Origin of the sequence: Rhodococcus sp. WAY2 (genome assembly GCF_009859915.1) — a bacterium.
GTDB classification, from domain to species: domain Bacteria; phylum Actinomycetota; class Actinomycetes; order Mycobacteriales; family Mycobacteriaceae; genus Rhodococcus_F; species Rhodococcus_F oxybenzonivorans.
In genome coordinates, this window is the sequence record NZ_CP046572.1 from 5,238,234 (window position 1) to 5,263,821 (window position 25,588).

Here is a 25,588-nt window from a genome sequence, read left to right on the forward strand (position 1 = left end):
CCTCCGGGCCCGTGCGCCTTTTTGGGCTCTACTGACTCATTCGTGGGTGGATTCGGCCGGGTAATTGTGGGCGGGCGCCCCCGAGGCTGAGCATCGCGAGTGCGATGACGGCCTCGGGGGTGTGGAACCCGAATCCGCGGCGGGTGATGAGGCGAATCTTGGTATTGACCGATTCGATCCGACCGTTCGAGAGCCCGTGCTCGATGGCGGCGAGGATCGCGGGTCTGTGGACGAGGATGCTTTTCTGCAACGCGACGAACGCCGGGATCCGGCACCGCCGGGCCCAGTCGATCCAGCGGTCGAGTTCGGCAGCGGCCTGCTCGACCGGGAGCTGGAAGATCAACCGCAAACTCTCCTTGAGCCGGTAGCCGCGGTGCAGGACCGGATCGTGGAGTTCGATCCACCGCAGCACCGCCTGCTGCTGCGCGGTGAGGGCGTCCGGGTTCTTCAGCAACGCCCACCGGCTGCGTTTGACCGACCGAGCCGGGCCGGCCTTCGGGCGACGCCGCGGTTTCCACCCACCGCCGCGGGAGGCGTTCTCGGTGGACCGTGCCCGGTTCCACGCCGCCCGCCGCACCGTGTCGAGGGCCTCGGTGGCCCAGGCGACCACATGGAACGGATCCGCGCAGCGCACCGCATCCGGGCAGAACCGGGTCACCACCGACCCGATCCATCCGGCCGCGTCCGAGGTGACGTGGGTGATCTTCGCGCACCGTTCGGGCCCGAGCAGGTCGAAGAACCCGGACAGGGTCGCCGCGTCACGGCCCGGGGCCGCCCACACCAGCCGGCCGGAGTCGTGGTCGACGACGACCGTCAGATACTTGTGGCCCTTCTTGTACGAGATCTCGTCGATCCCGATCCGCCGCAGCCCCGCCAGCGGGTCCCGGGCGGGTGTGGTGTCGGCCCACACCCGGTCCACGATCGTCCCGACCGTGCGCCACGCGGTGCGCATCAACTCACACGTCGCGGCCTTCGAGGTATGGGTGGCGAGCCACGCCACCGTCTGGTCGAACGCGTAGGTGTGCCCGGCCCGGTGCCGGGCCCAGGGCACCGCGGCCACCGTGACTCCGTGTTCGCGGCAGCACACCCGCGGTGCGTCGGCCTCGACGAAGGTGCGGACCAGGCCGCAGTCCGGGCCGCGCCACCGCCGCCGACCGGTGCCACCGTCGTAACCGGGGCTCCGACGACCACACACCCCGCACCGGGACCGGGCCCGGGCCTGCGGCCGGACCGCGACGATCACCGCCCCGGCCGTGTCGTCGAAATCGACGCCCTCGATCACCGTCTTTTCGACACCCAACACCTGACGCCATATCCTGGCTTCGCGCACGCCGTTCCCCACATATGTAGCCGACTGACCCTAGACAAGCCAGAACGCTACTGGGACAACGGCGTGCGCCCTCACCCGCACCGAACTCCACCCACGATCACAGCAGTAGAGCCCCTTTTTGGTAGTCCCAGCAACCAGAAAGGCGCACGGGCGCGGAGCGCCTACAGGACCTCGGTGACCTTCGTGGCCGGGCGAGCCAGGACAGTGCCCTTGTCCGTCACGACGATCGGACGCTCGATGAGGATGGGATGCTCTGTCATGGCATCGAGCAGTTCGTCCTCCGACGCCTGAGCCAGCGACAACTCCTTGTAGATCGCTTCCTTCTTCCTGATCGCCTCGCTCGGCTTCAGCCCGGCGTCGTCGAGCAGCTTGCGCAAACCGTCCCGTGTGGGCGGCGTCTCGAGGTACTTCACGACGGTGGGTTCGATGCCGGCGTCCCGGATCAGTCCCAGGACGGTGCGGGAGGTGTTGCAGCGTTGGTTGTGGTAGATCGTCGCGGTGTTCGCCATGCAGAACATTCTGCACCCGGGAACAAATGAGCCGGTACCGTGCGCTGCACTGTGCATCAATAAATACAGTGCGTCAATAGACACTGTGCGTCAGTGGAACAGTCGCATACGTGGATCAGTCGACGACAGAGGGAGATCGACCATGGCCGAGCACTCGAATAGCACACCACGCCGCATCGTCATCGCGGGTGGGCACGGGAAGATCGCCCGCCACCTGACCAAGCTGCTGACCGCGAGAGGAGACCGCGCGGTGGCCCTGATCCGCAATCCGGATCACGAACACGCCGTGGCAGCGCTGGGCGCCGAGCCGGTGGTCATCGACCTCGAAAACTCGACCGTCGACGACGTCACGAAGGTTCTGCTCGGCGCGGACGCCGCCGTGTTCGCGGCCGGCGCCGGCCCGGGTAGCGGAGCGGAGCGCAAGGACACCGTCGACCGCGGCGCCGCGGTGCTGCTCGCCGAAGCCGCCGAGAAGGCCGGGGTGCGTCGGTTCGTTCAGGTCAGCTCGTTCGGTGCCGGTGAGCCGATCCCGGAGGGCACCGACGACGTGTTCGCCGCCTACCTCGTTGCCAAGACCTCGGCCGAAGAAGATCTGCGGGCGCGCACCTACCTGGACTGGACGATCCTGCGGCCCGGTGGGTTGACCGACGACGAACCGACGGGGCACGTCACCCTCGCCGCCCCACCGCTCGAACGTGGCACCGTGCCGCGTGCCGATGTCGCGGCCGTGGTCGTGGCGCTTCTCGACGATCCGAGTACTGCGAGGAAGACCCTCATGTTGACGTCCGGGCCGACCCCGGTCGAGGACGCTGTCGCGGCGCTGTGACCGGTGGCGTTCGCCGCCAGCCATTGCGGCGCCGTGCCCTCCCCACTACGGTCTGATACAACGCCTGGAACAACGGAGGTGGCGGCGGCCGTGCACATCGACATCGATCCGGATTCGTCGACCGCCCCGTTCGACCAGTTGCGGCTACAGATCATCGAGCAGGTGCGCACCGGTCGGCTGATCGCCGGCACGAAGATCCCGACGGTCCGCGCCCTGGCCGTCGAGGTAGGGCTGGCCCCCAATACCGTCGCGAAGGCGTACCGCGAACTCGGTGAGCAGGGTGTGATCGAAAGCCGGGGCAAGCAGGGCACCTTCATCGCAGGCGGTGGCGACCCGATCCGTGTCGGTGCCGAGAAGGCGGCCACCCGATATGTGCAGGAACTGCGCAAGCTGGGTGTCTCCGACGACGAAATCCTCGACTTCGTGCAGTCGGCCCTCCGCGGCGCCGGTTGAGCTGGGCTTCATCCAGAAGAAGCGATTCCAGAAAGGGGAACACTCGGTATGGCCTCCGCACTGTTCCGTGACCTCGCGATCCTGATCGCACGCATCGGTCTGGGCGTCGTTTTCGTCGCGCACGGCTGGCAGAAGTTCTTCGAATACGGGGTGAACGCGACGCAGGAGTCGTTCGCCGACATGGGAGTACCACTTCCCGACATCTCGGCGATAGCGGCAGCGACGATCGAACTTGCGGGCGGATTCGCGCTCATCGTGGGATTGGCCACACCGGTGGCCGGATTTCTTCTGTTCCTCGACATGCTCGGTGCGCTGATCCTCGTGCACGCCGACAAGGGTGTCTTCGTTTCGGAGGGCGGTTACGAACTCGTGGTGGCATTAGGTGTGGGCTCGCTGCTTCTCGCCGTCATCGGCGCCGGGCGCCTCGGTATCGACGGCCTGATCGGACGGGGTTCGGGATGGGGCAAAGCCGCGGTGTGACTGCACGCGCACGCCGGCTCTCGTTCAGGGGTCGGCGCGCACCCCAGCTTGCATTTACTTCCGTCAGTGACCAACGTAGTTGTTCATGGCAATGAATACTGATCTGCCGGATCACCCATCCGAGTCTCCGAATGTGCTTGCATCCGGTGGGCTGAAGCGGATCGGTGTTCGCACCGACTACGTCGTGTTTTCCGTCGCTGCCGCGGCGGTGGCGCTGATCGTCGTGTGGGGTCTCGCGGCCCCCGACAATCTCGATTCGACTACCGGCAAGGCCCTTTCGTGGTTGGTCACCGATCTCGGATGGCTGTTCGTTCTGTCGGCGTCCGGTTTCGTGCTCTTCTCGTTGTGGCTCGCATTCAGCCGGTTCGGTCACATTCCGCTCGGTAAAGACGGCGAGAAGCCGGAGTTTCGGACGGTCAGCTGGATCGCGATGATGTTCAGCGCGGGCATGGGTATCGGGCTGATGTTCTTCGGTGTCGCCGAGCCGCTCGCGCACTATGTCACGCCGCCCCCCGGCAGCGACGGTGGAATCGGAACCGCGATGGCTACCACCATGTTTCATTGGAGCCTGCACCCCTGGGCGATGTACGCCGTGGTCGGCCTGTCGATCGCGTACGGTTCGTACCGCAAGGGTCGCAAGCAGCTGTTCAGCTCGGCGTTCATACCTCTGCTCGGTCGGCGCGCGGAAGGTCCGATCGGCAAGTTCATCGATGTGCTCGCGATCTTCGCGACACTGTTCGGTACCGCTGCCTCGCTGGGTCTGGGGGCCCTTCAGATCGGCTCCGGTTTTCAGGTCGTCGGGTGGATGTCGGAGGTGAGCACCTTCCTGCTCGTCGCGATTGTCGCACTGCTGACTTTGGCGTTCGTCGCCTCCGCGGTGTCGGGTGTCGCGAAGGGCATCCAGTGGCTGTCCAACACCAACATGGTGCTTGCCGTCGTGCTGGCGCTGTTCGTGTTCGTGGTGGGTCCGACGGTCCTGATCCTGAACCTGCTGCCGACGACGATCGGTGCCTACGCTGCCGAACTGGCGCAGATGTCGGCGCGAACCGGGGCGTCCTCCGATCCCTCGACCGGTGAGTGGTTGTCGTCGTGGACCATCTTCTACTGGGCGTGGTGGATTTCGTGGACCCCGTTCGTCGGCATGTTCCTGGCACGCATCAGCCGCGGCCGGACCATTCGCCAGTTCGTTTTCGGAGTCATTCTGGTTCCGAGTGTGGTCAGCCTCGTCTGGTTCGCCATCTTCGGCGGCGCGGGTATCGGTGAGCAGCGCGACGGTATCGACCTCGCCGGGCAGGACACCCAGGAAGGGCAACTGTTCGGGATGCTCGACCACTTGCCGCTCACCGGCATCACCACCGTTCTGGTGATGGTGCTCGTCGCCATCTTCTTCGTGTCCGGCGCGGATGCCGCATCGATGGTGATGGGTACCCTCTCGCAGCGCGGTTCGCTCGATCCGCAGCGCTGGGTGGTCGTTTTCTGGGGTTCGCTGACCGGTGGGGTGGCTGCCCTGATCCTGTGGACCGGTGGTGATACCGCCCTCGACGGACTGCAGACGATGACGATCATCGCGGCCGCACCGTTCGTGATCGTGATGATCGGGCTGTGCGTGTCGCTGTACAAGGATCTCTCGCGTGACCCGATCGTGGTCGACGCCAGGGAGATGCGGCGGGAAGTCCGGAAAGCGGTGGCGAAGCGACGCCGCTCGCCCAGTTCCGTGAAGAACCGACGCGGGGGTTCCGGTTCAGCGCCAGCTGGGTAGCCAGAGCTGGTTTTGCCACATCTCGGGTGTGATCGGCAAACCGGTGAGGATGGGCCACAGCCAGATGAAGTTGGCCACCACCAGTCCCACGTAGAGGCAGACGGCGAGGAGACCGGTGCCGCGTCGTTCGTAGGACGACGTGGCCCTGCCGAGGATGTCGCCGAGGACGAGGGCGATACCCATCACCATGAACGGCGCAAGGGCGACTGCGTAGAAGTAGTACATCTGGCGGTCGAGGGTGGTGAGCCACGGGAGGAATGCGGCACCGTAGCCGGTGAGCACGGTGGCATATCGCCAGTCCTTGCGCACCACTGCTTGCCACAGCGCCCAGGCGAGCATCGGCACCGCGAGCCACCACATCGCGGGCGTGCCGACGAGCATGACCGCCTTGACGCAGCTGGACGCGCTGCATCCGGACACGTGGCCGCCCTCGGCGAAGTAGTAGAGCATCGGGCGAAGACCCATCGGCCACGTCCACGGTTTCGACTCCCACGGGTGATGGTTGCCCGCGGAGTTGGTGAGACCTTCGTGGAATTGGAGGACGTTGCCGCTGTAATACCACAGCGACCGCAGCGCGGACGGGAGGAACGACCAGGTTCCACCGGTTCCGATCTCGTTGCCCACCGCGTGCCGATCGACCCCGGTCTCGCTCGCGAACCATGCCCAGTAACTGCCGAGATAGACGAACAGCGGGACGACGACGAGCGCATACAGTGCGGGGCCGACGTCGCGGAGAGCGGCGCCGAACCATGGCCGCTGCACTCCGTAGGTCCGTCGTGCCGCCACATCGAACAGCACGCTGAGCAGCCCGAAGAAGACGATGAAGTAGATGCCCGACCACTTGGTTCCGCACGCCAGGCCCAACATGATCCCGGCACCGAAACGCCACCACCGGACACCCAGACGCGGCCCCCACTCGCTGTCGCCGATCCGCCCTTCGTCGTACACGCGGGCCATTCGCTCGCGAACCTGGTCGCGGTCCACGACGAGGCAACCGAGGGCGGCAACGGCGAACAGGGCCAGGAAGATGTCGAGCATGCCGAGGCGGGAGGACACGAAGGTGACACCGTCCGCGACGAGCAGGATGCCCGCGAGACCGCCGAGGAGTGTGGACCGGCTCAGTCGCCTGACGATGCGAATGACGAGCAGCACCAGGATCGTGCCTGCCACCGCCGACGCGAACCGCCACCCCCAGCCGTTGTAGCCGAAGATCGCCTCGCCCATCGCGATCAGTTGTTTCCCGATCGGCGGATGCACCACCAGGCCGTACCCGGGGTTGTCTTCTATCCAGCCGCCGGTGAGAACCTGCCAGCCCTGTGGCGCGTAATGCTTCTCGTCGAACACGGGTGTGCCCGCGTCCGTGGGGTATCCCAGCATGGTGAACCGGGTGATCGCCGCGATCGCCGTGACGAACAGGGTCACCACCCATCCGCGGGCACGGTCCACGGGACCGAAGCTGCGGGGAGGGGTGAGGGGTGCCGGGCTGACCACCGCCGAGTGTCGTGCGGAGGGCGTCGGTCGCTCGTCCGTCAACATCGTCACGCGGCAATCGTAGGCTGTGGGTCATGACTGGTCGCCTCGTGCTCGCCGCAACGCCGATGGGGGACGTGGGTGACGCCTCGCCCCGGCTGCGTACGGCGCTGGAAACCGCCGACGTCGTCGCCGCCGAGGACACCCGTCGCACCAAGGCTCTGGCTTCGGCGCTCGACGTGACCATCACGGGAAAGGTGGTCAGTTTCTACGACCAGGTGGAGGTGGCCCGACTGCCTGCGCTCGTCGCCGATGTTGCGGCGGGTAAGACGGTGCTCCTCGTGACCGATGCGGGGATGCCCTCGGTGAGTGACCCCGGCTACCGGCTGGTGGCGGCGTGTGTCGCCGAGGACCTGGCGGTGACCTGCCTGCCGGGACCGTCGGCGGTGACGACGGCACTGGCCCTCTCCGGGCTCCCGGTGGAGCGCTTCTGTTTCGACGGCTTCCCGCCCCGCAAACAGGGCCAGCGCAAGACGTGGTTGCGGGAGTTGGTGAACGAGCCGCGGGCGTGCGTGTTCTTCGAGGCACCGCACCGACTTGCCGACTGTCTCACCGACGCCGTCGAGGTTCTCGGCGGCACCCGGCGAGCCGCCGTCTGCCGCGAACTGACCAAGACTTACGAGGAGGTACGCCGCGGCACCCTCTCGGAACTCGCCGAATGGTCGGCCGAGGGGGTGCGCGGCGAGATCACCGTGGTGGTGGAAGGGGCCACCATCGTGGCTTCGGATCCCGCAGACCTCGTCGACGAGGTGGAACGACTGGTTGCCGACGGCACCCGGCTGAAGGACGCCTGCGCGTTGGTTGCGACCCCGGGTGTGTCGAAACGCGAGTTGTACGAAACCGTCTTGGCTTCGCGCAAGGAGTAGGGCCACCGGGACGGTGGCACTACCGCCGAAGTGCCCGCTCGCCGGGTGCGAGGGTGGCATCGTCGGCGGCCGCCTGCCCGGCGTACCAACCGTGCGCGTCCACCGCCCTTCCGCGGGCTTTGCGAGTACGCGGAAACAGGCGGTCGAACTCCGCGTCGACAGCTTCGGATTTCGTGGCGAGAATCGGCAGGAGGTCGTCGACCGGGATCGACGCCTCGTCCGCGGCCTCGACTGTCGCCCTACTGTCGGCGTCGCGTAACCGCTGACCGATCCGACTCGCGAACCCTGCGAGGAAACCTTTACGAAACGACGTGGTGCGGGACCCGCTGCGACTCTGCGCATCAGCGAATTGCATTGCCCGCGTGGCCTGCACCAGCAGTGAAGTGAAGAGCATGTCGACCTGTTGCAGGTCGAGTGGTGTTCCCACCACTGTGGCGATGGCCAGCGAACTGAACCACACCGTCCGCACCCGGTTGGAGTCACCGATCTCGGTGAGCAGGTGCACCTTCTCCTTGACGTACGGATTTTCGAGATGGATCCGGCGACTGTGGACAGCGGTGTTTCCCGAGCCGTTCTGGGTGTGGAGGAGGGCGGCATTGATGGCGTAGCGGGTCATCAACTCCTGGGCCTTCGCGGTGAAAATTTCGGCTTCCTCGGCGAAGTCGGTGGCCTCTGCCTTGGCGAGCAGTCCCCGAATCCTGTTGAGTACCTTGGCGTCGGCCTCGGTGTTCCCGCTCGCGACCGACCCGGTGACCTCGACCCGAACGCGGGGCCAGGTGGACGGCGGGGGAGTAAGGACGGTCCACCCGGGCAGATCGGTCCAGGCCAAGGAGAGGTCGGTCAACTGGTAGACCGAGTGGTAAGGGTCCTCGAAGAGCAACCCCGCAGCCAGGGCGCGCACGCCCGCGTCGTCGGACATGTCGTCCATCGCATCACCGACTCGATCCGAAATGCGCTGCGCCAGATCCGAAGCCGCGGGGTACTGCTCGGCGATGGTACGGAGTTGACCGAGCCAGTCGTGGGGCGCCCGATCCTGGGCGCGGGTCCGCTCCGCCTCGTGCAGGACGAGTGCTGCCGCGAGCGGCGCGTCGGCCGGCTCCTTCGATCTCCGCGCCAGATGGAGGACGTCGGCAGGTTGCCAGCCGCGCTCGTACGCGGCCGACAACTCTCCCAGAAGGGTGTGGACGGCGGCCGCCGCCGGCGGGCTCACTTCGTCGTCGAACACGCGCGCTCCCGTTCCGGATCCACTACTGCCGAATCCGCCGTGTAGAGATCGAATGTATGTTCTATTCGCCGTCATGGGTGAGAGTGTGCATGCAGGGTCCGACAACTCGGGCCCTGCACGGCTCACTCGTCCACGTAACGAGGGAAAACGCCCGACGGTGCGGGCAGTGGCGTGCCCGCAACGATGCGGGTGGCGAGGTCGGTGAACTGGCGGGCCTCCGCTTTCTGGCCCAGCAGGTCCAAAATCTTTTCCGCCGCATTCGGCATCACCGGTTGCACCAGAATTCCGACGATGCGCACCACCTCGAGCGTCACGTACAGCACGGTGGCCATCCGCTCGGGGTCCGTCTTGCGCAGCACCCACGGTTCCTGCTTCGAGAAGTACCGGTTGGTCTCACCGAGAACCGACCAGATCGCCTCCAGCGCGAGATGCAACGCCTGGACGTCGTATTCGGCACGGCACTTGGCCAGGAGGGCGTCCGCCGAGGCGAGCATGGCCGAATCCTCGTCGGTCAGCTCACCCGGCACCGGAACCTGGGCGTCACAGTTCTTGGCCACCATCGACAGCGAGCGCTGCGCCAGGTTGCCCAGCTCGTTGGCCAGGTCGGCGTTGATGCGCGTGACGATGGCCTCGTGGCTGTAGCTGCCGTCCTGCCCGTACGAGATCTCCCGCAGCAGGAAGAAACGGACGGCGTCGAGTCCGTACTGCTCGACCATGGCGACCGGGTCGACGACGTTGCCGACCGACTTCGACATCTTCTCGCCCTTGTTGTAGAGGAACCCGTGCACGAAGACCCGCTTCGGTAACTCGATTCCCGCCGACATGAGGAATGCCGGCCAGTACACGGTGTGGAACCGGGTGATGTCCTTGCCGATGATGTGGAGATTCGCGGGCCAGAACTTGCCGAACTGCTCCGACTCCGTGTCGGGGTAGCCCGCACCGGTGAGGTAGTTGGTGAGGGCGTCCACCCACACGTACATGACGTGCTCGGGGTGGCCGGGAACCGGGACACCCCAGTCGAAGGTGGTGCGTGAGATCGACAGGTCCTTCAGGCCGCCCTTGACGAAGCTCACGATCTCGTTGCGACGTGTCGCCGGCGCGATGAAGTCCGGGTTCTCCTCGTACAACCGCAGCAGCTTGTCCTGGTACTCGGACAGCTTGAAGAAGTAGGTCGACTCCTCCGTCCATTCGACCGGCGTCCCGGTCTCGGTGGACAACCGCGAGCCGTCCTCCTGAAGTGTCGTCTCGGCCTCGGTGTAGAAGGCCTCGTCGCGCACCGAGTACCAGCCCGAGTAGGTGTCGAGGTAGATGTCACCTCGCTCGAGCATCTTCTGCCAGATCGCCTTGCTGGCTTCTTCGTGATCGGTGTCCGTTGTCCGGATGAACCGGTCGTACGAGATGTTCAAGGTCTTGTCGAGAGCCTCGAACACGTCGGAGTTCCTGGCGGCGAGCTCGCGGACGTCGATACCTTCCTTGATCGCCGTCTGCTGCATCTTCAGGCCGTGCTCGTCGGTTCCGGTCAGGAAGAAGACGTCGAACCCGTCGAGGCGCTTGAACCGTGCCAGCGCGTCCGAGGAGATGTACTCGTACGCGTGACCGATGTGCGGGACGCCGTTGGGGTACGCGATCGCCGTCGTCAGATAGAAAGGTGGCCGCGAAGCGGTGGAGTCAGCAGCATTCATGGTGCGACCACTCTATCTGCGCCCCGCGGTTCCGCGACGCGCAGATTGGTGTAAACGCCGCTTCGACCGGCCGCGAGACCGGGGTGTTGGCGTTCACGCGGTGTCGCCGTCGACAATGTGCGCATGAGCAAAGACCGTCCCGCACCCGAAGCGCCCCAGCCACTGTTTCCGCTCGTCGACGCTCACACTCATCTCGACGCGTGCGGAGCCTCGGATGCGGCGAGTGTCCGGAAGATCGTGGACCGGGCGGCCGCTGTCGGTGTGGAGCGAGTGGTCACCGTGGCCGACGACCTGGATGCCGCACGGTTCGCCGTCGATGCGGCCAACTGGGATGCGCGGGTGTATGCGGCCGTCGCCATTCATCCGACGAGGGCAAACGTCCTCGACGATGGCACCAAGGCCGAGATCGAGCGATTGGCCGGCGATCCGCGGGTGGTGGCGGTCGGGGAGACGGGCTTCGACTTCTACTGGCCCGGGAAGCTCGACGGCTGCGCCACCGTGCCGGAGCAGGAAGAGGGTTTCCGATGGCACATCGACCTGGCGAAACGGCTCGGAAAAACGCTGATGATCCACAACAGGGACGCAGATCAGGCGCTGCTGGACGTGCTGCGCGAGGAGGGGGCGCCCGACACGGTGGTGTTCCATTGCTTCTCGTCGGATGCGGCCATGGCGCGTGAGTGCATCGACGCGGGGTACGTGCTCAGTTTCTCGGGCACCGTCAGTTTCAAGAACGCGAAGGCGTTGCGAGAGGCGGCTCTCCTCGTGCCCGCCGACCAGCTCATCGTGGAGACGGACGCCCCGTTCCTCACCCCTCACCCGTTCCGCGGCGCGCCCAACGAGCCGTATTGCCTGCCCTACACGGTGCGTGCTTTGGCAGAGGTTCGCGGTGAGGAGCCGGAAGCGCTGGCACGGGCGTCGACGGTCACCGCGGAGCGGGTCTACGGCCTCCGGGCCCTAGGTTGAAGTTTCAACTAAGACATTCTAGGCTGATGGCCGTCACGTAACGGTCGTCCCGATCCGCGGGGACGCCTCGATGAAAGGCACGGTCATGAACAACCCCGCAGTTCGCAATCTCGGAATTCTCATCGCCCGGGTGGGCATCGGAATCATCTTCCTCGCTCACGGCTGGCAGAAGGCCTTCACCAACGGGCTGGACAAGCAGACGGCCGGATTCGAAAGCATGGGTGTCCCACTCCCCGGTATCTCGGCGTTCGTCGTCACCTGGCTCGAGATCATCGGCGGTCTCGCACTGATCGTCGGCGCGGCGGTGCCGATCTTCGGCATCCTGCTGTTCCTCGACATGGTGGGCGCGTTCTTCATCGCGCACATCGACAAGGGCATTTTCGCCAGCGAGGGCGGATACGAACTGGTCCTCGCCCTCGGCGTCAGCTCTCTGCTTCTTGCGGTGGTCGGGTCCGGCGCGTACGGCGTCGACGGGCTCCTCGGTGCCAAGCTGCCCTGGGCGGCGAAGGACACCGCGCGCGTCTGACCTCGCTGGAAGTGGCAGAGGACGCCTCGGGCGTCCTCTGCCACTTTCGTGTCAGAGGACCTTGTTCAAGAAGTCCTGGGTACGGGCCTCACGGGGACTCCCGAAGATCTGCTCGGGTGTGCCCTCCTCCACCACGTAACCGTCCGCCATGAAGATCACCCGATCCGCGACCTCCCGGGCGAAGCCCATCTCGTGCGTCACCACCACCATGGTCATGCCACCCTTCGCGAGGTCGCGCAGCACCTGCAGCACCTCCCCGACCATCTCCGGGTCGAGGGCGCTGGTGGCCTCGTCGAACAGCATGATGTCCGGGTTCATGGCGAGAGCGCGCGCAATCGCGACCCGCTGCTTCTGCCCGCCGGACAGGCTCGCGGGCTTGGCGTCCGCCTTCTCGGCGAGCCCGACCTGATCGAGCAGGCGGACCGCCGTTGCCCGTGCTTCCTCCTTGGTGGCCCGCTTCGTCTGGACGGGTCCCAGCATCACGTTCTCGATTGCCGTCATGTGCGGAAACAGATTGAAGTGCTGGAACACCATGCCGATGTGCTGACGCACCCGGTCGATGTCGATCTTCTTGTCGCTCACGTCGAAGTTGTCGACGACGACGTTGCCGCCGGTGATGTCCTCGAGCCGATTGAGGCAGCGCAGGAAGGTGCTCTTGCCGGAGCCGGACGGGCCGATCACGCAGACCACTTCGCCGCTCTGGATCTCGACGTCGATGCCTTTGAGTACCTCGTTGTCACCGAACGACTTCTTCAGGCCTCGTACGCGAATCTTCGGCTCGGTGGTGGCCGTCGGGGTCGGGTTCGATTCGGTCATCGATTGATCCTCTTCTCGAGGCGATTCGACAGCTTGGTCAACGCCATGATGATGATGAAGTACATGACGCCGATGATCAGCCACATATTGAAGGACTGGTAGTTGCGGGCGATGATGATGCGCCCGGTCTGCGTGAGCTCGGCCAGCCCGATCACGGACAGGATCGACGTATCTTTCAGGGTGATCACGAACTGATTGATGTACGACGGGATCATGGTGCGCACGGCCTGCGGCATCACCACCTTCTGCATCGACTTCAGATAACTGATTCCGAGGCTTCGCGACGCTTCCATCTGGCCCTTGTCGACCGACAGGATGCCGCCGCGCACGATCTCCGCCATGTAGGCGCCCGCGTTGAGACTCAGGGTGATGATGCCGGCGGTGAACGCCGACATCTGGAAGTCGAGTGCCGCCGGAATGCCGAAGTAGATGAAGAAGGCCTGCACCAGCAACGGTGTTCCGCGGAAGACGTCGACGTAGGTCGTGCCGATTCCGCGCAGCACGATGTTGGTCGATACCCGGAACAGGCCGAAGATCGCACCCAGCACGAGAGCGATCGCGATCGAGACCACGGTGAGGACGATCGTGAGCCACAGTCCCTCGAGCAACAGCGGGTAGGTGCTCTTGATCAATCCGAGAATGGAATTGTCGTCTGTGCTCGCGTCGGTGTCGAGGTACCGGGCGAGGATCTCGTCATACTGGCCGCTGGCCTTCAGGTTGGCGAGCCCGGCGTTGAACTGCTGTAGCAGCTGCGCGTTCTGGCCCTTGGCCACGGCGAAGCCGTAACTTGCGCCCGGAACCTTGTCGGTGACGGTCTTGAATCCGTTGCCCTGCTTGATGCCGTAAGCCAGTACGGGGTAGTCCTCGAACACGGCGGCCGAGTTACCGGTGCGCACCTCGTCGAACATGCTCGACGAGTCGGCGAAGTACTTGGTGGTGAAGCCGTACTGATTCTTGATGGACTCCGCGTAGGTGGCACCCTCGGTGCCGTTCTTGACTGCGACCGACTTGCCGCGCAGATCCTCATACGAGGTGATCGAGTCGTCGTCCTCGAGCACGCCCATCTGGACGCCCGACTCGAAGTACGGGTCGGAGAAGTCGAATGTGGCCTTGCGGGCGTCGGTGATCGACATCCCGGCGATCATTCCGTTGGCCTGCCCGCCCGTGACCGCCTGTAGTGCGGCGTCGAATCCGACCGCGTTGACGGTGTAGTCGAATCCCTGGTCTTCGGCGATAGCCGCGAGCAGATCCATGTCGATGCCGACGAGCTTGCCGGACTCGTCCTGGAACTCGAACGGCGCGAACGTGATATCGGTGGCGATGATGTAGTTGTTGCCCGGGGCGGGCGGTTGCGCGCCGTTCGGATCGGGTTGTTGCGCGGCTGCGAGGCCTGGCGCGACGAGTGTGACGAGCAGCGTCAGCGCGGCGATCACCGCGGGCACTCTCGGACGTCTGACGTGTCTCAGAAGTCGATCGGATCTGCTGTGCACGGAACCCCAGCTTTCTATGACAGGTGCCCGGTCGCTTCCGGGCTCTTGGTGCAGACGCAAGATACTGCGTCACCGCGGGTGGCCCGAATTCGACGCGTTTTCGCGTCCCAGTCGAAAACCATGTCCGATCTCAATCTTTTTGTGATCTAGGTAGCAGGTGCAGGCTGCAAAGTTGCCATAGCAAAGCCGATTCGTTACCGTACCGTGATCAAACTTTCGCCAGCCTTTGGGACTTGATGTGTCAGTACTCGCCAGACTTAACAACGCCAAATCGCCCTTTCTCTACGTGGTGGTCGCCGCACTGCTTGCGACCCTCGTCGTCGGTGGCGCCCTGGCCGTAGCCCGGCACAAGACCGTCACGATCGACGTCGACGGCGAGAGTATGTCGCTCGGCACCATGGCTACCGATGTGAGCGGGGCCCTCGACGACGCCGGGTACACCCTCAACGAGCGTGATGCTGTCGCACCTGCTGCCGGCGCCTCGATCTCCGAAGGTGACACCGTCGTGTTGCGGCGCGCCCGTGAGGTCACGCTCACCGTCGACGGAGAGCCGAAGAAGGTGTGGACCACGGCGCTCACCGTGGACGACGCCCTGAAGCAGTTCGAACTGGCCGATGACGTGCACGTCTCGGCGTCGCGTTCGCAGCGCCTTCCGCTCGAAGGTGCCGAGCTGGACGTCGTCGAGCCCAAGCTCGTCAAGGTTGCCGACGGCGGGGCGCCGATCGCCGAGGTCCGCCTCGCCGCCCCCACCGTGGGCGCACTACTGGCGGCAAAAGGTGCGCCACTCGAGCAGGCCGACACCGTCGTGCCTCCCGCCGACAGCCCCCTCGTCGACGGCGCCGAGATCCGCGTGACCCGCGACCGCACCGAGACCCGCACCGAGACCCTGCCGATCGCGCCCCCCGAGAACCGCGTGGACGATCCCGCGCTCGACAAGGGCAAGACCGTCGTCGAGAACCCGGGCGTTCCCGGTGAGCGCACCGTGACGGCCGCAGTGAAGACCGTCAACGGGGTCGAGGCAGGCCGCCAGGAACTGAAGTCGGAGATCCTGCGCGAACCGGCGCCCGCCGTCGTCCGCGTCGGAGTGAAGGAGATCGCCATCTCCAACGCGTCGACCTGGGACTCCATTGCGCACTGCGAGGCCACCGGCAACTGGGCCATCAACACCGGGAACGGCTTCTACGGCGGACTCCAGTTCACGCAGAGCACCTGGGAAGCGTTCGGTGGCACCGCCTACGCCCCACGCGCCGACCTCGCGTCGCGCGAGCAGCAGATCTCCGTCGCCGAAAAGGTCCAGGCGACGCAGGGCTGGGGTGCATGGCCCGCCTGCACCAGCAAGCTCGGACTCCGCTGACCCGCTCGGCTCGAGTAAAGGAACACGATGTCGCCCTTCGCCAAGATCAACTCGGCCCGCTCGCCGCTGCTGTACACCGTGGTCGCGCTGCTTCTCGCCACACTGATCGCCGGCGGAGTGATGGCCGTGGTCCGGCACAAGACCGTCACACTCGACGTGGACGGTGAGAAGGTCTCGCTGAGCACCATGAGCACGAGTGTCGATGCCGCGCTGTCCGACGCCGGGTACTCGCTCGACGAGCGCGACGTGGTGGCACCCGAACGGGACGCGACCCTGTCGGACGGTGACACGGTGGTTCTGCGCCGCGCACGTGAGGTGTCCCTGACCGTGGACGGCCAGCCCAAGACCGTGTGGACCACGGCGCTCACCGTCGAGGACGCGTTGAAGCAGTTGGAACTCGCCGAGGACGTGCACGTGTCCGCGTCGCGTTCGCAGCGTCTGCCCCTCGACGGCGCTGCGCTGGAGGTGCTCAACCCGATGGTGGTCAGGCTGACCGACGGCGCTCTGCCAGTGACGGATGTGCGGTTGGCGGCACCGACGGTCGGGGATTTCCTCACCGCGCACGGTGCGCCTCTCGAACAGTCCGATAGGGTCGTGCCTCCCGCGGACACGCCGTTGGCGGAGGGTATGGGCGTCACGGTCACCCGCGACCGAGTCGAGACGAAGGTCGAGACCCTGCCGTTGGCGCCGCCGGAGCAGCGGATCGAAGACCCCACGATGAAGATGAGCCGCACCGTGGTGGAGAACCCCGGCGTGCCGGGTGTGCAGGACGTCACCTTTGCGGTCAACACGGTCAACGGCAAGGAAGTAGGCCGCAACCAGGTGGCGGCCACGGTCACCACGCCCGCGCAGCCCAAGGTGATCAGAGTCGGCGCGAAACCGGGCACGGAGGTGCCTCCCGTCGAGAACGGCGCCGTCTGGGATGCGCTCGCACAGTGTGAAGCCACCGGGAACTGGGCCATCAACACGGGCAACGGCTTCTTCGGCGGCGTTCAGTTCGACCAGAACACCTGGGAGCGTCAGGGCGGTCTCAGGTACGCACCGCGGGCCGATCTCGCCACCCGCGAGGAGCAGATCGCCATCGCGTCCCGAACGCAGCAGACCCAGGGCTGGGGAGCATGGCCGACGTGTTCGGGCAGGCTCGGAGTCCGTTAAAGTTCCCCTGGTGTCCGACGCCGAATCACCCCATGTCGAACGAGGCCAGTCTCCCCGAGGGCAGGCTGCTCTGCTCGGCCCCGCCGAAGTGCGTTCGCTAGCCGAGGAATTCGGTGTGCGCCCCACGAAGCAGCTGGGGCAGAACTTCGTTCACGACGCCAACACCGTTCGTCGTATCGTGGCCACCGCCGGCGTGGGGAGCAGCGACATCGTTCTCGAGGTCGGGCCCGGTCTCGGGTCGCTCACCCTGGCGCTACTCGACGTGGTGGACAAGGTGATTGCGGTCGAGATCGATCCCAACCTCGCCGCCCGGCTGCCGGTCACGGTCGCCGCCCGCGCTCCGGGGCTCGCGGACCGGTTGACCGTGGTCGGGGCGGATGCGATGCGCGTCCAGCCGTCCGAGATCCCCGGTGAACCCACCGCGCTCGTCGCCAACCTGCCGTACAACGTGGCCGTGCCGGTGCTGCTGCACCTGTTTGCGGAATTGCCCAGTCTGCGAACGGCTCTGGTGATGGTGCAGGCCGAGGTGGCGGACCGCCTGGCGGCACCGCCCGGCAGCAAGACCTACGGAGTGCCGAGCGTGAAGGCCAACTTCTTCGGTTCGGTCCGCCGTGCGGGGTCCGTGGGCAAAGCGGTCTTCTGGCCTGTTCCCAAGGTGGAGTCGGGATTGGTGCGGATCGATCGTTACGCAGAACCTCCGTGGCCGATCGACGACGAGCACCGGCGACGAGTGTTTGCCGTGATCGATGCGGCATTTGCGCAGCGTCGCAAGACTTTACGAGCGGCGCTCAGTGGTTGGGCCGGATCGCCGGCCGAAGCGGAGCGCAGGCTCGTCGAGGCAGGAATCGAGCCGTCCACGCGCGGGGAGAGGCTCGACGCTGCGGCATTCGTGCGTCTTGCTGCCACCCGTCCGTAGCCGCGGTTCCGCATCCTGCGGAGGATGCCGGCAGCGAAGTGAGTATCTCGGGCCGAGGCGAGCGCCGGCACGAGGTGCCGAATCCCATCAGGTGGGCGCTGATCGACCCAAATTCCGGGGTTGGGGGAGACAAGCGGGCGCGGGTGTGGTTCACTATTGGAGGTCGTAAGTTTTGTGTTTGTGTTTCCCACGCTCGCAAATCGATGGTTGCGAGCGTTTGGACGTCCTCCACAGGAATTGTCATAAGCGGTCGTGTCAGATGACCCTGGTAACCGAGCCGGTTACCTGAAGAAGAAACTGTGTTAGAGGAGATTTACATGGCAGAGGGCATCGTGAAGTGGTTCAACTCCGAGAAGGGGTTCGGCTTCATCGCCCCCGAGGATGGCAGCGCTGACGTGTTCGTCCATTACTCGGAGATCCAGAGCGGCGGCTTCCGCACGCTCGAGGAGAACCAGCGTGTTTCGTTCGAGATCGGCCAGGGCAACAAGGGCCCGCAGGCCACCGGCGTCACCCTGGTCTGAGAACGGCTATGACTTCCCGGTTCGCCGGGACATGACGTTCGAGCAAGGCCCCACTCCGCAGGAGTGGGGCCTTGCCTCGTTTTCATCTCACACCGAACGTAGATGCGTAGCCTGATACGCGAGATTGATCGCGCACACCAGCCAGAGCTGAAGCGCAGAATTCGGGCCGAAGAGACCGACGACGGCGCAGATACCGAGGGTCACGGCGACGAGGAAGGTTGCGGTGCCCAGTCCGCGTCGGCGTGCCGGCCGAAAGATCAGCACACCGGTGACGAGAAGTGCCCACACCGTCGAGGCGAGAATCGCCAGACAGACATACCAGGCCGACGAGTACCGCGCCGGCCAGGTCCACGGATCGTTTCCGTTGTCGAGTGTGCAGAGGAACGCCAGCGAGAACACCATGGTGACGACGGTTGCGGCGCCGAGCGCCACATGGGCCCCCACAAGCACTTTCGCGCTGTTTTCGGGCCCTGACGGCGCGCGAGCGCGCCCCTCCTCGACAATCGTGTGCTGCATCCCCGACAACCCCGACCTTTCGTCTCGTCGATGCTCGGACGCCGAACAACGACCGTGTCGCTCCGTCGTTATCCGGGACACGGTGACCACCGCACGGCGTCTTGGTCAGGCGTTACCGTAGCGGTCGGCGAAGAGGCGATGGCGTTCGCCCACCCGTCGGCACTCTTCCCGCAGCTCAGGAGGATCGAGGACGGTGAAATCGGTACCGAAAGCGCTGAGCCACTGAGCGATCGACGCCAAGGAGTCGCCGCCGAGCGCCACCGCGCAGCGGCCGTCCGGCAGTTCCTCGAGAGTGCCCCAGTCTTCGTGCACCATGGGTGCGATCTCACCGATCGGAGCGTGCAACAGCACTCGCGCGCGTACCCGGGTGACGGCGCGGGTGATACCGCGGGCGACGAAATCGGCGGCGCCGCCCGGTGGGAGCTCACGCGGGGTGAAGCGGGGTCCTGTCGGAATCTTCGGCGTCATCCGATCCACCCGGAACAGACGCCAGTCGGCGCGCGTGAGATCCCATGCCACCAGATACCAGCGGACCCCGGACCGAACGAGTCGATAGGGCTCCACCTCGCGGCGACTCGCGGTGCCGTCGTGGGTGCTGTAGTCGAAGCGGAGCCGCTCGTGGTTGTGGCACACAGATGCGACGTCGGAAAGCACCTGGGCGTCCACGGCGCTCCGTGCGGGTTCTCGGTGCACCACGTCGACCTGCAACGTCTCGAGGCGGTGCCGAAGCCGCGACGGCATCACCTGCCGGAGCTTGGCGAGAGCGCGCATCGACGCCTCGCCGATACCCACCACCGAACCGGTGGAGCCGGATTGGAGTCCCAGTGCCACCGCCAGGACCTCCTCGTCGTCGAGTAGCAGAGGTGGCATCTCGGCACCGGCACCGAGCTGATACCCGCCGCCGACGCCGACGGTCGCGTCGACCGGATAACCGAGATCGCGAAGCTTGTCGACGTCCCGGCGAACGGTGCGCGGTGTGATCCCGAGTCGATCGGCCAGTTCGGCTCCCGACCACTCCTTGCGGGTCTGCAGGAGTGAGAGCATCCGGAGGAGTCGCGCCGAAGTTTCTCGCATGACGACAAGAATGCCACCGATTGCGGACGGGTTCTGTCCTGATTAGTGAAGCAAACCGGCGGGTACGAAACCGGGCAGGGTCACCGGGCGGGCCACTACACTGGCCGCCGACGCTCCACGGACCATCGCACGAGTCTTGTAGTGAAAAATCCGACGGAAAGGTCCTCGTTGAGAATGCACACGCATGTCCGGCCGTATCCGGCCAGAGCGGTGTTGGCCGCTCTTCTGTCCACCCTCTTCACGTTCGTCCTCCTCGTCTCACCCACCGCGACGGCCTCGGCCTCGGCGGCGGATCTCTTCAACAGTGCCCAGGGAAAATTTGCTGACGGGGACGCCCGAGGTGCGCTCGCCGACATCGGCGGAGCCGTCGCCCAGGACCCGGGGGACCCGAATGCGGTGGCTTTGCAAGCGATCTATGCCGATGCCGCCTCCGACCTGATCACCCGCGAGGCCGCGCTCGCACGACTGGGCGCGATGGATGCAGGCATGCGGGCCGGCGTGCACGGCCTGCTCGACGCCGTCAGGACTGCGTCGTTCACGCCACCGAACCCGCTTCCGGCAATCCAAGGCCCGTCCACCGCCATCATCGTTCTCGGTTACGGACTGCTGCCCGACGGCAGCATGCGCCCGGAGTTGATCAACCGGCTACAGGCCACGGTGATCCAGTCGTTCGTGTCGCCGTTCTCGCCCATCATCGTCACCGGCGGCAACCCACAGAACGGCATCACCGAGGCAGCCGCCATGCAGGGATGGCTGCAAGCCAACGGTGTTGCACCCCAGCGGATTCACGCAGAGCACCGTGCCGGATCGACGGTAGCCAACGCGCTGAACTCGGTTCCGCTGGCGCGCTCGCTCGGTGCGGGTGGCGCGATCATCGTGACGTCGGCCAACCACATCCGCAGGGCAACGGTCGATTTCAACGTTGCCGGGCTTCCGGTGGTCGGCGCGATGAGCGCCGTTACCAGTGCGGGGCAGCTGATCGCCGAAGTCGCGCCCTTGACCAAGGACCAGCAACTCGGCATGTACCGAGATGCCATCCGGGTGTTCGGCATCCCCGCCGGTTACTAGGTGGTGCGGCACGATAGGGCAGTGCTGTGACGATTTCGTGTCATCGGTGTTTCGGCAACGAGAACGATAGTCGGCGCAGGCGTGGGAGGTGCCACACTGCAGATCGTGGCAGTATTGCGACGCACCGACCGCAGGAGGACACATGCGCTTGTCGCCCCATGAGCAGGAGCGTCTGCTTCTGAGCTACGCCGCCGAACTCGCGCGCCGGCGGCAACAGCGGGGCCTGACTCTCAATCATCCGGAGGCCGTCGCGATCATCACCGACCACATCCTCGAAGGGGCGCGGGACGGACGTTCGGTGGCAGAGCTGATGGTATCCGGGCGTGAAGTGCTCACCCGGTCGGACGTGATGGAAGGCGTCCCCGAGATGCTGCACGATGTGCAGGTCGAGGCGACCTTTCCGGACGGCACCAAGCTCGTCACCGTCCACGATCCGATTGCATAGGAGACACCGTGATTCCAGGTGAGGTGTTCTGCGCCGACGGCGTGATAGCGCTCAACGAGGGCGCGCCCCGCACGCGGCTCGAGGTCGTGAACGCCGGCGACCGACCCGTACAGGTCGGGAGCCATGTCCATTTCCCGCAAGCAAACTCCGCTCTGCACTTCGACCGCGTGGCCGCGCACGGCTTGCGGCTCGACATCCCCGCCGGCACGGCAGTACGGTTCGAACCGGGCATCGCGCAGACTGTTTCGTTGGTGCCCCTCGGTGGCAGGCGCGAAGTGCACGGGCTGAACCTGACGCCTCCCGGAAAGCTGGACCCGTCTTGACCGAACTCACCCGTGCGCGGTACGCCGAGCTGTTCGGCCCCACCACCGGCGATCGTATCCGGCTCGCCGATACCGACCTGCTGATCGAGATCACCGAGGACCGCAGCGGGGGACCAGGTCTCGCCGGTGAGGAAGCTGTGTTCGGTGGCGGAAAAGTGTTGCGGGAGTCGATGGGGCAGGGCCGTGCGACGCGGGCCGACGGCGCCCCCGACACCGTGATCACCGGAGTGGTGATCGTCGATCACTGGGGAATCATCAAAGCAGACATCGGTATTCGCGACGGTCGCATCGTGGCTCTCGGGAAAGCCGGCAACCCCGACACGATGTCCGGGGTGCACCCCGACCTGGTAGTGGGTCCCTCCACGGAGATCATTGCTGGGAACGGCAAGATCCTCACTGCCGGCGGGATCGACTGCCACGTGCACTTCATCGCACCGCAGATCCTGGAAGAGGCGCTCGGCGGCGGCATCACCACGCTCGTCGGCGGCGGCACCGGACCGGCCGAGGGCAGCAAGGCCACCACCGTGACACCGGGGTCGTGGCATACCGCACGGATGCTCGAGGCGCTCGACGGCTGGCCGATGAACATTGCCCTGCTGGGTAAGGGAAACACCGTCAGCTCCGAGTCGATGTGGGAACAGCTGCGCGGCGGAGTGTCCGGTTTCAAGCTGCACGAGGACTGGGGTTCGACGCCCGCCGCGATCGACGCGTGCCTCACGGTGGCCGACGCCGCCGGAGTACAGGTGGCCCTGCATTCGGACACGCTCAACGAAGCGGGTTTCGTGGAGGACACCCTCGCCGCCATCGCGGGCCGAGCGATCCACGCCTATCACACCGAGGGTGCGGGCGGCGGGCACGCGCCGGACATCATCACGGTGGCCGCACACCCGAACGTCCTGCCGAGTTCCACCAATCCGACTCGGCCACATACCGTCAACACACTCGACGAGCACCTCGACATGCTGATGGTGTGCCACCACCTCAATCCCAAGATCCCCGAAGACCTCGCATTCGCGGAGAGCCGCATCCGGCCGTCGACCATTGCAGCGGAGGATCTGCTCCACGATCTGGGCGCGATCTCGATGATCGGCAGCGACTCGCAGGCGATGGGGCGCATCGGTGAGGTAGTGATGCGTACCTGGCAGACGGCCCACGTGATGAAACGGCGCCGGGGCTTTCTTCCCGGCGACAACGGGGCAGACAACCAGCGCGTCCAGCGTTACGTCGCGAAGTACACCATCTGTCCGGCGGTCGCGCACGGGCTGGAAGGGGAGATCGGCTCCGTCGAGGTGGGCAAACTGGCCGACCTGGTGCTGTGGGAGCCGGCGTTCTTCGGAGTGCGGCCGCACGCGGTGATCAAGGGCGGCATGATCGCGTGGGCGGCGATGGGTGATGCCAACGCCTCTATTCCGACGCCGCAACCGGTGCTGCCGCGGCCCATGTTCGGGGCGGCGCCCAGGGCCGCCGCGGCGACCTCGGTGCACTTCGTCGCCCCCCAGGCACTCGAGGACGGTCTGGCCGATCGGCTCGCACTCGGCCGGCGGCTGGTTCCGGTCGCGAACGTGCGGTCCAGAGGTAAGGCCGACATGCCCCGTAACGACGCGCAACCCCGCATCGAGGTAGATCCGGATACGTTCACCGTCCGTATCGACGGTGAGGTGTGGGAGGAACAGCCGGCATCGGAATTGCCGATGGCACAACGTTATTTCCTGTTCTGATGCGCCTCGCTCATCTGTTCACGCTGGCCGACTCCAGGTTGCCGACCGGCGGGCATGTGCACTCGGGCGGGATGGAAGAGGCCGTCGCCAGTGGTCTGGTCCGCGACATCCCCACGATGGACGCGTTCCTCCGCAGGCGGATTCGGGCGTCCGGGCTGGTCGCCGGGTCGATCGCCGCGGCAGTGTGCGACGGCCGGCTCTCCACCGGCCAGGGCGACCTCGAGATGGATGCACGCACCCCGTCTCCGGCGGCGCGTACCTCGTCCCGCGCACAGGGAAGGGGCCTGCTGCGGTTGTCCCGCACCACCTGGCCCGAACAGAACTGGTCGCTGCTGGGAACGCGTCCGCACCTCCCGGTGGTGACCGGAGTGGTCGGGCGTCTCACCGGTGTATCGGCCCGTGAGGCGGCGCTGGTCGTCGTCTACACCACCATGACCGGTTCCGCGATCGCCGCGCAACGGCTGCTCGCGCTCGATCCCGCGCAGGTCGCCGCCTGCACCTTCACCTTGGCGGATCTGTGCGATGACGTCGCCGATGACTGCGCGACCGGGCTGGCGAGCGTGTCCGATCCGCTTCTCGACGTCGTCGCCCAGCGCCACGTGGAACGAGACCGACCACTGTTCGTGTCCTGACGAGTAAAACTGAATCAGCCCGGAGTGAGGAGAGTAACCATGCCACCGCATGTCATCGACGGTGAGCCGCACGACCATCTGCACGATCGGCCGAAGCGGACACGAGTAGCGGGTGAGCCGGTCCGGATCGGCATCGGCGGGCCGGTGGGGTCGGGCAAAACGGCTCTGGTGGCAGCACTGTGCAGGCAACTGCGCGACGAGCTGTCCCTCGCCGTTCTGACCAACGACATCTACACCACCGAGGACGCCGACTTCCTGCGTCGCCACGCCGTGCTTCCGGACGAGCGGATTGCCGCCGTGCAGACCGGTGGCTGCCCGCACACAGCCATCCGCGACGACATCACCGCCAATCTCGACGCCATCGACGACTTGATCGACACCAACCCACCGCTCGACTTGATTCTCGTCGAGTCGGGCGGCGACAACCTGACGGCCACATTCTCCTCCGGCCTCATCGACGTGCAGATTTTCGTCGTCGATGTCGCCGGTGGTGACAAGGTTCCGCGCAAGGGCGGTCCCGGGGTGACATTCTCGGACCTGCTCGTGATCAACAAGACCGATCTGGCGCCGATGGTCGGTGCCGATCTGTCGGTCATGCAGCGGGACGCCGAGCAGGTTCGTGAGGGCCGGCCCACCGTGCTGATCTCGCTGACCGAGGACCCGTCGTCCGGGCCGGCTCTGCAGTGGGTGCGCGAGCAGGTCCGCACGCTCGCCGACGTGCACGGGTAGTGCGCACCGAGCTGACCATCGTGGCGACTCCCGGCCGGAGCCCCCGGATCTCCGCCGTCGGCGGGCTCGCTGCCCGGATCACCGGGCGCGACACGGTACACGTGATCGGCACGGCCGCCACCCCGCTCGGCGGTGACCACTGGGACATCACCGTCCGGGTGCTGTCGGGGGCGCGCCTGTCGCTCCGCAGCGTCGCTGCGTCCCTGGCGCTGCCCGGCCGGGAATGCACGGTGTCGACGGCACACTGGTCGGTCGATGTGGAAGACGACGCCACCCTCGACTGCGCCCTGGAGCCGACCGTCGTGGCCGGTGCCGCCGAGCACCGGGTGGAATCGACGGTGCTCCTCGCGCCGACGTCGACGCTGGTCTTGCGAGAGCGGGTACAGATCGGCCGCACCGGGGAACGCGCCGGAATCTGGATCGGGACGACCGACGCCGATCTGGGGACTGTTCCGCTGCTCCGGCACCGGCTGGAGTTGGGCGCCGGCACCGTCTCCCACGACCTTCTCGACGCGCCCGCCGCCCTCACCAGCGAGCTCCGCTATCCCGACGATCGTCCCGCCGAGGTGTCGGGCGACGCCCGCACAGCCCGAACACGTCTTCCGCTCGCACGAGGAGGCAGCCTCACGACGCAGCTCGGCCCGCGACTGTGAGCTGAGGTCGGGGGTGCCACGCATTTCGA

At 66.0% G+C, this 25,588-nt stretch carries 27 protein-coding genes; 18 read left to right on the forward strand and 9 right to left on the reverse strand.

Annotated elements, in window-relative coordinates; translation table 11 throughout:
* Positions 1 to 28 precede the first annotated feature (28 nt).
* Together GFS60_RS23610 and arsC are read right to left on the reverse strand one after the other, a co-directional pair.
* Positions 29 to 1,330 (reverse strand): ISL3 family transposase, encoded by a 1,302-nt coding sequence (locus tag GFS60_RS23610; protein ID WP_159918917.1) that lies wholly within the window; start codon positions 1,328 to 1,330, stop codon positions 29 to 31.
* 161 nt (positions 1,331 to 1,491) lie between these two features.
* Entirely contained in the window at positions 1,492 to 1,839 is a 348-nt protein-coding gene (arsC, locus tag GFS60_RS23615) for an arsenate reductase (glutaredoxin) (protein ID WP_397518008.1), read from the reverse strand.
* A gap of 142 nt (positions 1,840 to 1,981) precedes the next feature.
* Here arsC and GFS60_RS23620 point away from each other — a divergent pair, with 142 nt between their 5' ends.
* From GFS60_RS23620 to GFS60_RS23635, 4 genes are all read left to right on the forward strand, one after another.
* The gene (locus GFS60_RS23620; protein WP_159925032.1) at positions 1,982 to 2,665 is read left to right on the forward strand and encodes an NAD(P)H-binding protein; all 684 of its coding nucleotides are present in this window, start codon (positions 1,982 to 1,984) and stop codon (positions 2,663 to 2,665) included.
* Positions 2,666 to 2,743: 78 nt separating this feature from the next.
* Positions 2,744 to 3,118, forward strand: coding sequence for a GntR family transcriptional regulator (locus tag GFS60_RS23625; RefSeq protein WP_159925034.1), 375 nt, complete (start codon positions 2,744 to 2,746; stop codon positions 3,116 to 3,118).
* Between the two features lie 48 nt (positions 3,119 to 3,166).
* Entirely contained in the window at positions 3,167 to 3,598 is a 432-nt protein-coding gene (locus tag GFS60_RS23630; protein WP_159925036.1) for a DoxX family protein, read from the forward strand.
* An 85-nt stretch (positions 3,599 to 3,683) separates the two neighbouring features.
* The gene (locus tag GFS60_RS23635; RefSeq protein ID WP_159925038.1) at positions 3,684 to 5,357 is read left to right on the forward strand and encodes a BCCT family transporter; all 1,674 of its coding nucleotides are present in this window, start codon (positions 3,684 to 3,686) and stop codon (positions 5,355 to 5,357) included.
* Here the strand turns inward: GFS60_RS23635 and GFS60_RS23640 are convergent.
* A complete protein-coding gene (locus tag GFS60_RS23640) occupies positions 5,340 to 6,893 on the reverse strand; it encodes a dolichyl-phosphate-mannose--protein mannosyltransferase (RefSeq protein WP_159927485.1) in 1,554 nt (517 codons plus the stop codon). The two genes, GFS60_RS23635 and GFS60_RS23640, sit on opposite strands and share 18 nt — an antisense overlap.
* Positions 6,894 to 6,922: 29 nt before the next feature.
* Here GFS60_RS23640 and rsmI point away from each other — a divergent pair, with 29 nt between their 5' ends.
* Positions 6,923 to 7,753, forward strand: coding sequence for a 16S rRNA (cytidine(1402)-2'-O)-methyltransferase (gene rsmI, locus GFS60_RS23645; protein WP_159925040.1), 831 nt, complete (start codon positions 6,923 to 6,925; stop codon positions 7,751 to 7,753).
* 19 nt (positions 7,754 to 7,772) lie between these two features.
* Here rsmI and GFS60_RS23650 read toward each other — a convergent pair whose 3' ends face one another.
* Positions 7,773 to 8,978 (reverse strand): DUF2786 domain-containing protein, encoded by a 1,206-nt coding sequence (locus tag GFS60_RS23650; RefSeq protein WP_159925042.1) that lies wholly within the window; start codon positions 8,976 to 8,978, stop codon positions 7,773 to 7,775.
* Positions 8,979 to 9,100: 122 nt separating this feature from the next.
* Complete coding sequence (gene metG, locus GFS60_RS23655) at positions 9,101 to 10,660, reverse strand: methionine--tRNA ligase (RefSeq protein ID WP_159925044.1); 1,560 nt, start codon at positions 10,658 to 10,660, stop codon at positions 9,101 to 9,103.
* 123 nt (positions 10,661 to 10,783) lie between these two features.
* Here metG and GFS60_RS23660 point away from each other — a divergent pair, with 123 nt between their 5' ends.
* Together GFS60_RS23660 and GFS60_RS23665 are read left to right on the forward strand one after the other, a co-directional pair.
* Entirely contained in the window at positions 10,784 to 11,623 is an 840-nt protein-coding gene (locus GFS60_RS23660; protein WP_159925046.1) for a TatD family hydrolase, read from the forward strand.
* Positions 11,624 to 11,708: 85 nt separating this feature from the next.
* A complete protein-coding gene (locus GFS60_RS23665; RefSeq protein WP_159925049.1) occupies positions 11,709 to 12,149 on the forward strand; it encodes a DoxX family protein in 441 nt (146 codons plus the stop codon).
* Positions 12,150 to 12,200: 51 nt separating this feature from the next.
* On the opposite strand, the gene GFS60_RS23670 is transcribed toward GFS60_RS23665, so the two are convergent.
* Together GFS60_RS23670 and GFS60_RS23675 are read right to left on the reverse strand one after the other, a co-directional pair.
* Positions 12,201 to 12,965, reverse strand: coding sequence for an amino acid ABC transporter ATP-binding protein (locus GFS60_RS23670; protein ID WP_159925051.1), 765 nt, complete (start codon positions 12,963 to 12,965; stop codon positions 12,201 to 12,203).
* Positions 12,962 to 14,407 carry an amino acid ABC transporter substrate-binding protein/permease gene (locus tag GFS60_RS23675; protein ID WP_159925053.1) on the reverse strand — a complete coding sequence of 482 codons (1,446 nt, stop codon included), beginning with the start codon at positions 14,405 to 14,407 and terminating at the stop codon, positions 12,962 to 12,964. The genes GFS60_RS23670 and GFS60_RS23675 overlap by 4 nt, the downstream gene beginning before the upstream one ends.
* Before the next feature lie 286 nt (positions 14,408 to 14,693).
* On the opposite strand from GFS60_RS23675, the gene GFS60_RS23680 reads away from it, so the two are divergent.
* The 4 genes from GFS60_RS23680 to GFS60_RS23695 all read left to right on the forward strand — a co-directional run bounded on the left by GFS60_RS23680 (position 14,694) and on the right by GFS60_RS23695 (position 18,401).
* A complete protein-coding gene (locus GFS60_RS23680; protein ID WP_159925055.1) occupies positions 14,694 to 15,809 on the forward strand; it encodes a resuscitation-promoting factor in 1,116 nt (371 codons plus the stop codon).
* A gap of 27 nt (positions 15,810 to 15,836) precedes the next feature.
* Positions 15,837 to 16,964, forward strand: a complete 1,128-nt coding sequence (locus tag GFS60_RS23685; RefSeq protein ID WP_159925057.1) for a resuscitation-promoting factor — start codon at positions 15,837 to 15,839, stop codon at positions 16,962 to 16,964.
* Positions 16,965 to 16,974: 10 nt separating this feature from the next.
* Entirely contained in the window at positions 16,975 to 17,880 is a 906-nt protein-coding gene (rsmA, locus tag GFS60_RS23690) for a 16S rRNA (adenine(1518)-N(6)/adenine(1519)-N(6))-dimethyltransferase RsmA (protein ID WP_159925059.1), read from the forward strand.
* A gap of 317 nt (positions 17,881 to 18,197) precedes the next feature.
* The gene (locus tag GFS60_RS23695; RefSeq protein ID WP_109332503.1) at positions 18,198 to 18,401 is read left to right on the forward strand and encodes a cold-shock protein; all 204 of its coding nucleotides are present in this window, start codon (positions 18,198 to 18,200) and stop codon (positions 18,399 to 18,401) included.
* An 87-nt stretch (positions 18,402 to 18,488) separates the two neighbouring features.
* On the opposite strand, the gene GFS60_RS23700 is transcribed toward GFS60_RS23695, so the two are convergent.
* Together GFS60_RS23700 and GFS60_RS23705 are read right to left on the reverse strand one after the other, a co-directional pair.
* Positions 18,489 to 18,917, reverse strand: a complete 429-nt coding sequence (locus GFS60_RS23700; RefSeq protein WP_159925061.1) for a hypothetical protein — start codon at positions 18,915 to 18,917, stop codon at positions 18,489 to 18,491.
* A 105-nt stretch (positions 18,918 to 19,022) separates the two neighbouring features.
* On the reverse strand, positions 19,023 to 19,991 hold the full coding sequence (locus tag GFS60_RS23705) for a helix-turn-helix transcriptional regulator (protein ID WP_159925063.1): 969 nt from the start codon (positions 19,989 to 19,991) through the stop codon (positions 19,023 to 19,025).
* A gap of 174 nt (positions 19,992 to 20,165) precedes the next feature.
* On the opposite strand from GFS60_RS23705, the gene GFS60_RS23710 reads away from it, so the two are divergent.
* The 7 genes from GFS60_RS23710 to GFS60_RS23740 all read left to right on the forward strand — a co-directional run bounded on the left by GFS60_RS23710 (position 20,166) and on the right by GFS60_RS23740 (position 25,559).
* Positions 20,166 to 21,059 (forward strand): YdcF family protein, encoded by an 894-nt coding sequence (locus GFS60_RS23710; RefSeq protein ID WP_159925065.1) that lies wholly within the window; start codon positions 20,166 to 20,168, stop codon positions 21,057 to 21,059.
* Between the two features lie 142 nt (positions 21,060 to 21,201).
* Positions 21,202 to 21,504, forward strand: a complete 303-nt coding sequence (locus GFS60_RS23715) for an urease subunit gamma (RefSeq protein ID WP_159925067.1) — start codon at positions 21,202 to 21,204, stop codon at positions 21,502 to 21,504.
* Positions 21,505 to 21,512: 8 nt separating this feature from the next.
* Positions 21,513 to 21,827: an urease subunit beta gene (locus GFS60_RS23720; RefSeq protein ID WP_109332442.1), complete on the forward strand. Its 315-nt coding sequence runs from the start codon at positions 21,513 to 21,515 to the stop codon at positions 21,825 to 21,827.
* Positions 21,824 to 23,545, forward strand: a complete 1,722-nt coding sequence (locus GFS60_RS23725; protein WP_159925069.1) for an urease subunit alpha — start codon at positions 21,824 to 21,826, stop codon at positions 23,543 to 23,545. The genes GFS60_RS23720 and GFS60_RS23725 overlap by 4 nt, the downstream gene beginning before the upstream one ends.
* Complete coding sequence (locus GFS60_RS23730) at positions 23,545 to 24,177, forward strand: urease accessory protein UreF (RefSeq protein ID WP_159925071.1); 633 nt, start codon at positions 23,545 to 23,547, stop codon at positions 24,175 to 24,177. The genes GFS60_RS23725 and GFS60_RS23730 overlap by 1 nt, the downstream gene beginning before the upstream one ends.
* A 39-nt stretch (positions 24,178 to 24,216) precedes the next feature.
* Positions 24,217 to 24,906, forward strand: coding sequence for an urease accessory protein UreG (gene ureG / locus GFS60_RS23735; RefSeq protein ID WP_159925073.1), 690 nt, complete (start codon positions 24,217 to 24,219; stop codon positions 24,904 to 24,906).
* Positions 24,906 to 25,559: an urease accessory protein UreD gene (locus GFS60_RS23740; protein WP_159925075.1), complete on the forward strand. Its 654-nt coding sequence runs from the start codon at positions 24,906 to 24,908 to the stop codon at positions 25,557 to 25,559. Before ureG ends, GFS60_RS23740 begins: the two co-directional genes overlap by 1 nt.
* The last annotated feature ends 29 nt before the right edge of the window (positions 25,560 to 25,588 follow it).

Coding starts and splice junctions, on each gene's coding strand:
- arsC (WP_397518008.1), bottom strand. CDS start 1,839: ATGGCGAACACCGCGACGATCTACCACAACCAACGCTGCAACACCTCC.
- GFS60_RS23620 (WP_159925032.1), top strand. CDS start 1,982: ATGGCCGAGCACTCGAATAGCACACCACGCCGCATCGTCATCGCGGGT.
- GFS60_RS23630 (WP_159925036.1), top strand. CDS start 3,167: ATGGCCTCCGCACTGTTCCGTGACCTCGCGATCCTGATCGCACGCATC.
- GFS60_RS23635 (WP_159925038.1), top strand. CDS start 3,684: ATGGCAATGAATACTGATCTGCCGGATCACCCATCCGAGTCTCCGAAT.
- GFS60_RS23640 (WP_159927485.1), bottom strand. CDS start 6,893: ATGTTGACGGACGAGCGACCGACGCCCTCCGCACGACACTCGGCGGTG.
- rsmI (WP_159925040.1), top strand. CDS start 6,923: ATGACTGGTCGCCTCGTGCTCGCCGCAACGCCGATGGGGGACGTGGGT.
- metG (WP_159925044.1), bottom strand. CDS start 10,660: ATGAATGCTGCTGACTCCACCGCTTCGCGGCCACCTTTCTATCTGACG.
- GFS60_RS23660 (WP_159925046.1), top strand. CDS start 10,784: ATGAGCAAAGACCGTCCCGCACCCGAAGCGCCCCAGCCACTGTTTCCG.
- GFS60_RS23665 (WP_159925049.1), top strand. CDS start 11,709: ATGAACAACCCCGCAGTTCGCAATCTCGGAATTCTCATCGCCCGGGTG.
- GFS60_RS23670 (WP_159925051.1), bottom strand. CDS start 12,965: ATGACCGAATCGAACCCGACCCCGACGGCCACCACCGAGCCGAAGATT.
- GFS60_RS23685 (WP_159925057.1), top strand. CDS start 15,837: ATGTCGCCCTTCGCCAAGATCAACTCGGCCCGCTCGCCGCTGCTGTAC.
- GFS60_RS23695 (WP_109332503.1), top strand. CDS start 18,198: ATGGCAGAGGGCATCGTGAAGTGGTTCAACTCCGAGAAGGGGTTCGGC.
- GFS60_RS23700 (WP_159925061.1), bottom strand. CDS start 18,917: ATGCAGCACACGATTGTCGAGGAGGGGCGCGCTCGCGCGCCGTCAGGG.
- GFS60_RS23705 (WP_159925063.1), bottom strand. CDS start 19,991: ATGCGAGAAACTTCGGCGCGACTCCTCCGGATGCTCTCACTCCTGCAG.
- GFS60_RS23710 (WP_159925065.1), top strand. CDS start 20,166: ATGCACACGCATGTCCGGCCGTATCCGGCCAGAGCGGTGTTGGCCGCT.
- GFS60_RS23715 (WP_159925067.1), top strand. CDS start 21,202: ATGCGCTTGTCGCCCCATGAGCAGGAGCGTCTGCTTCTGAGCTACGCC.
- GFS60_RS23730 (WP_159925071.1), top strand. CDS start 23,545: ATGCGCCTCGCTCATCTGTTCACGCTGGCCGACTCCAGGTTGCCGACC.
- ureG (WP_159925073.1), top strand. CDS start 24,217: ATGCCACCGCATGTCATCGACGGTGAGCCGCACGACCATCTGCACGAT.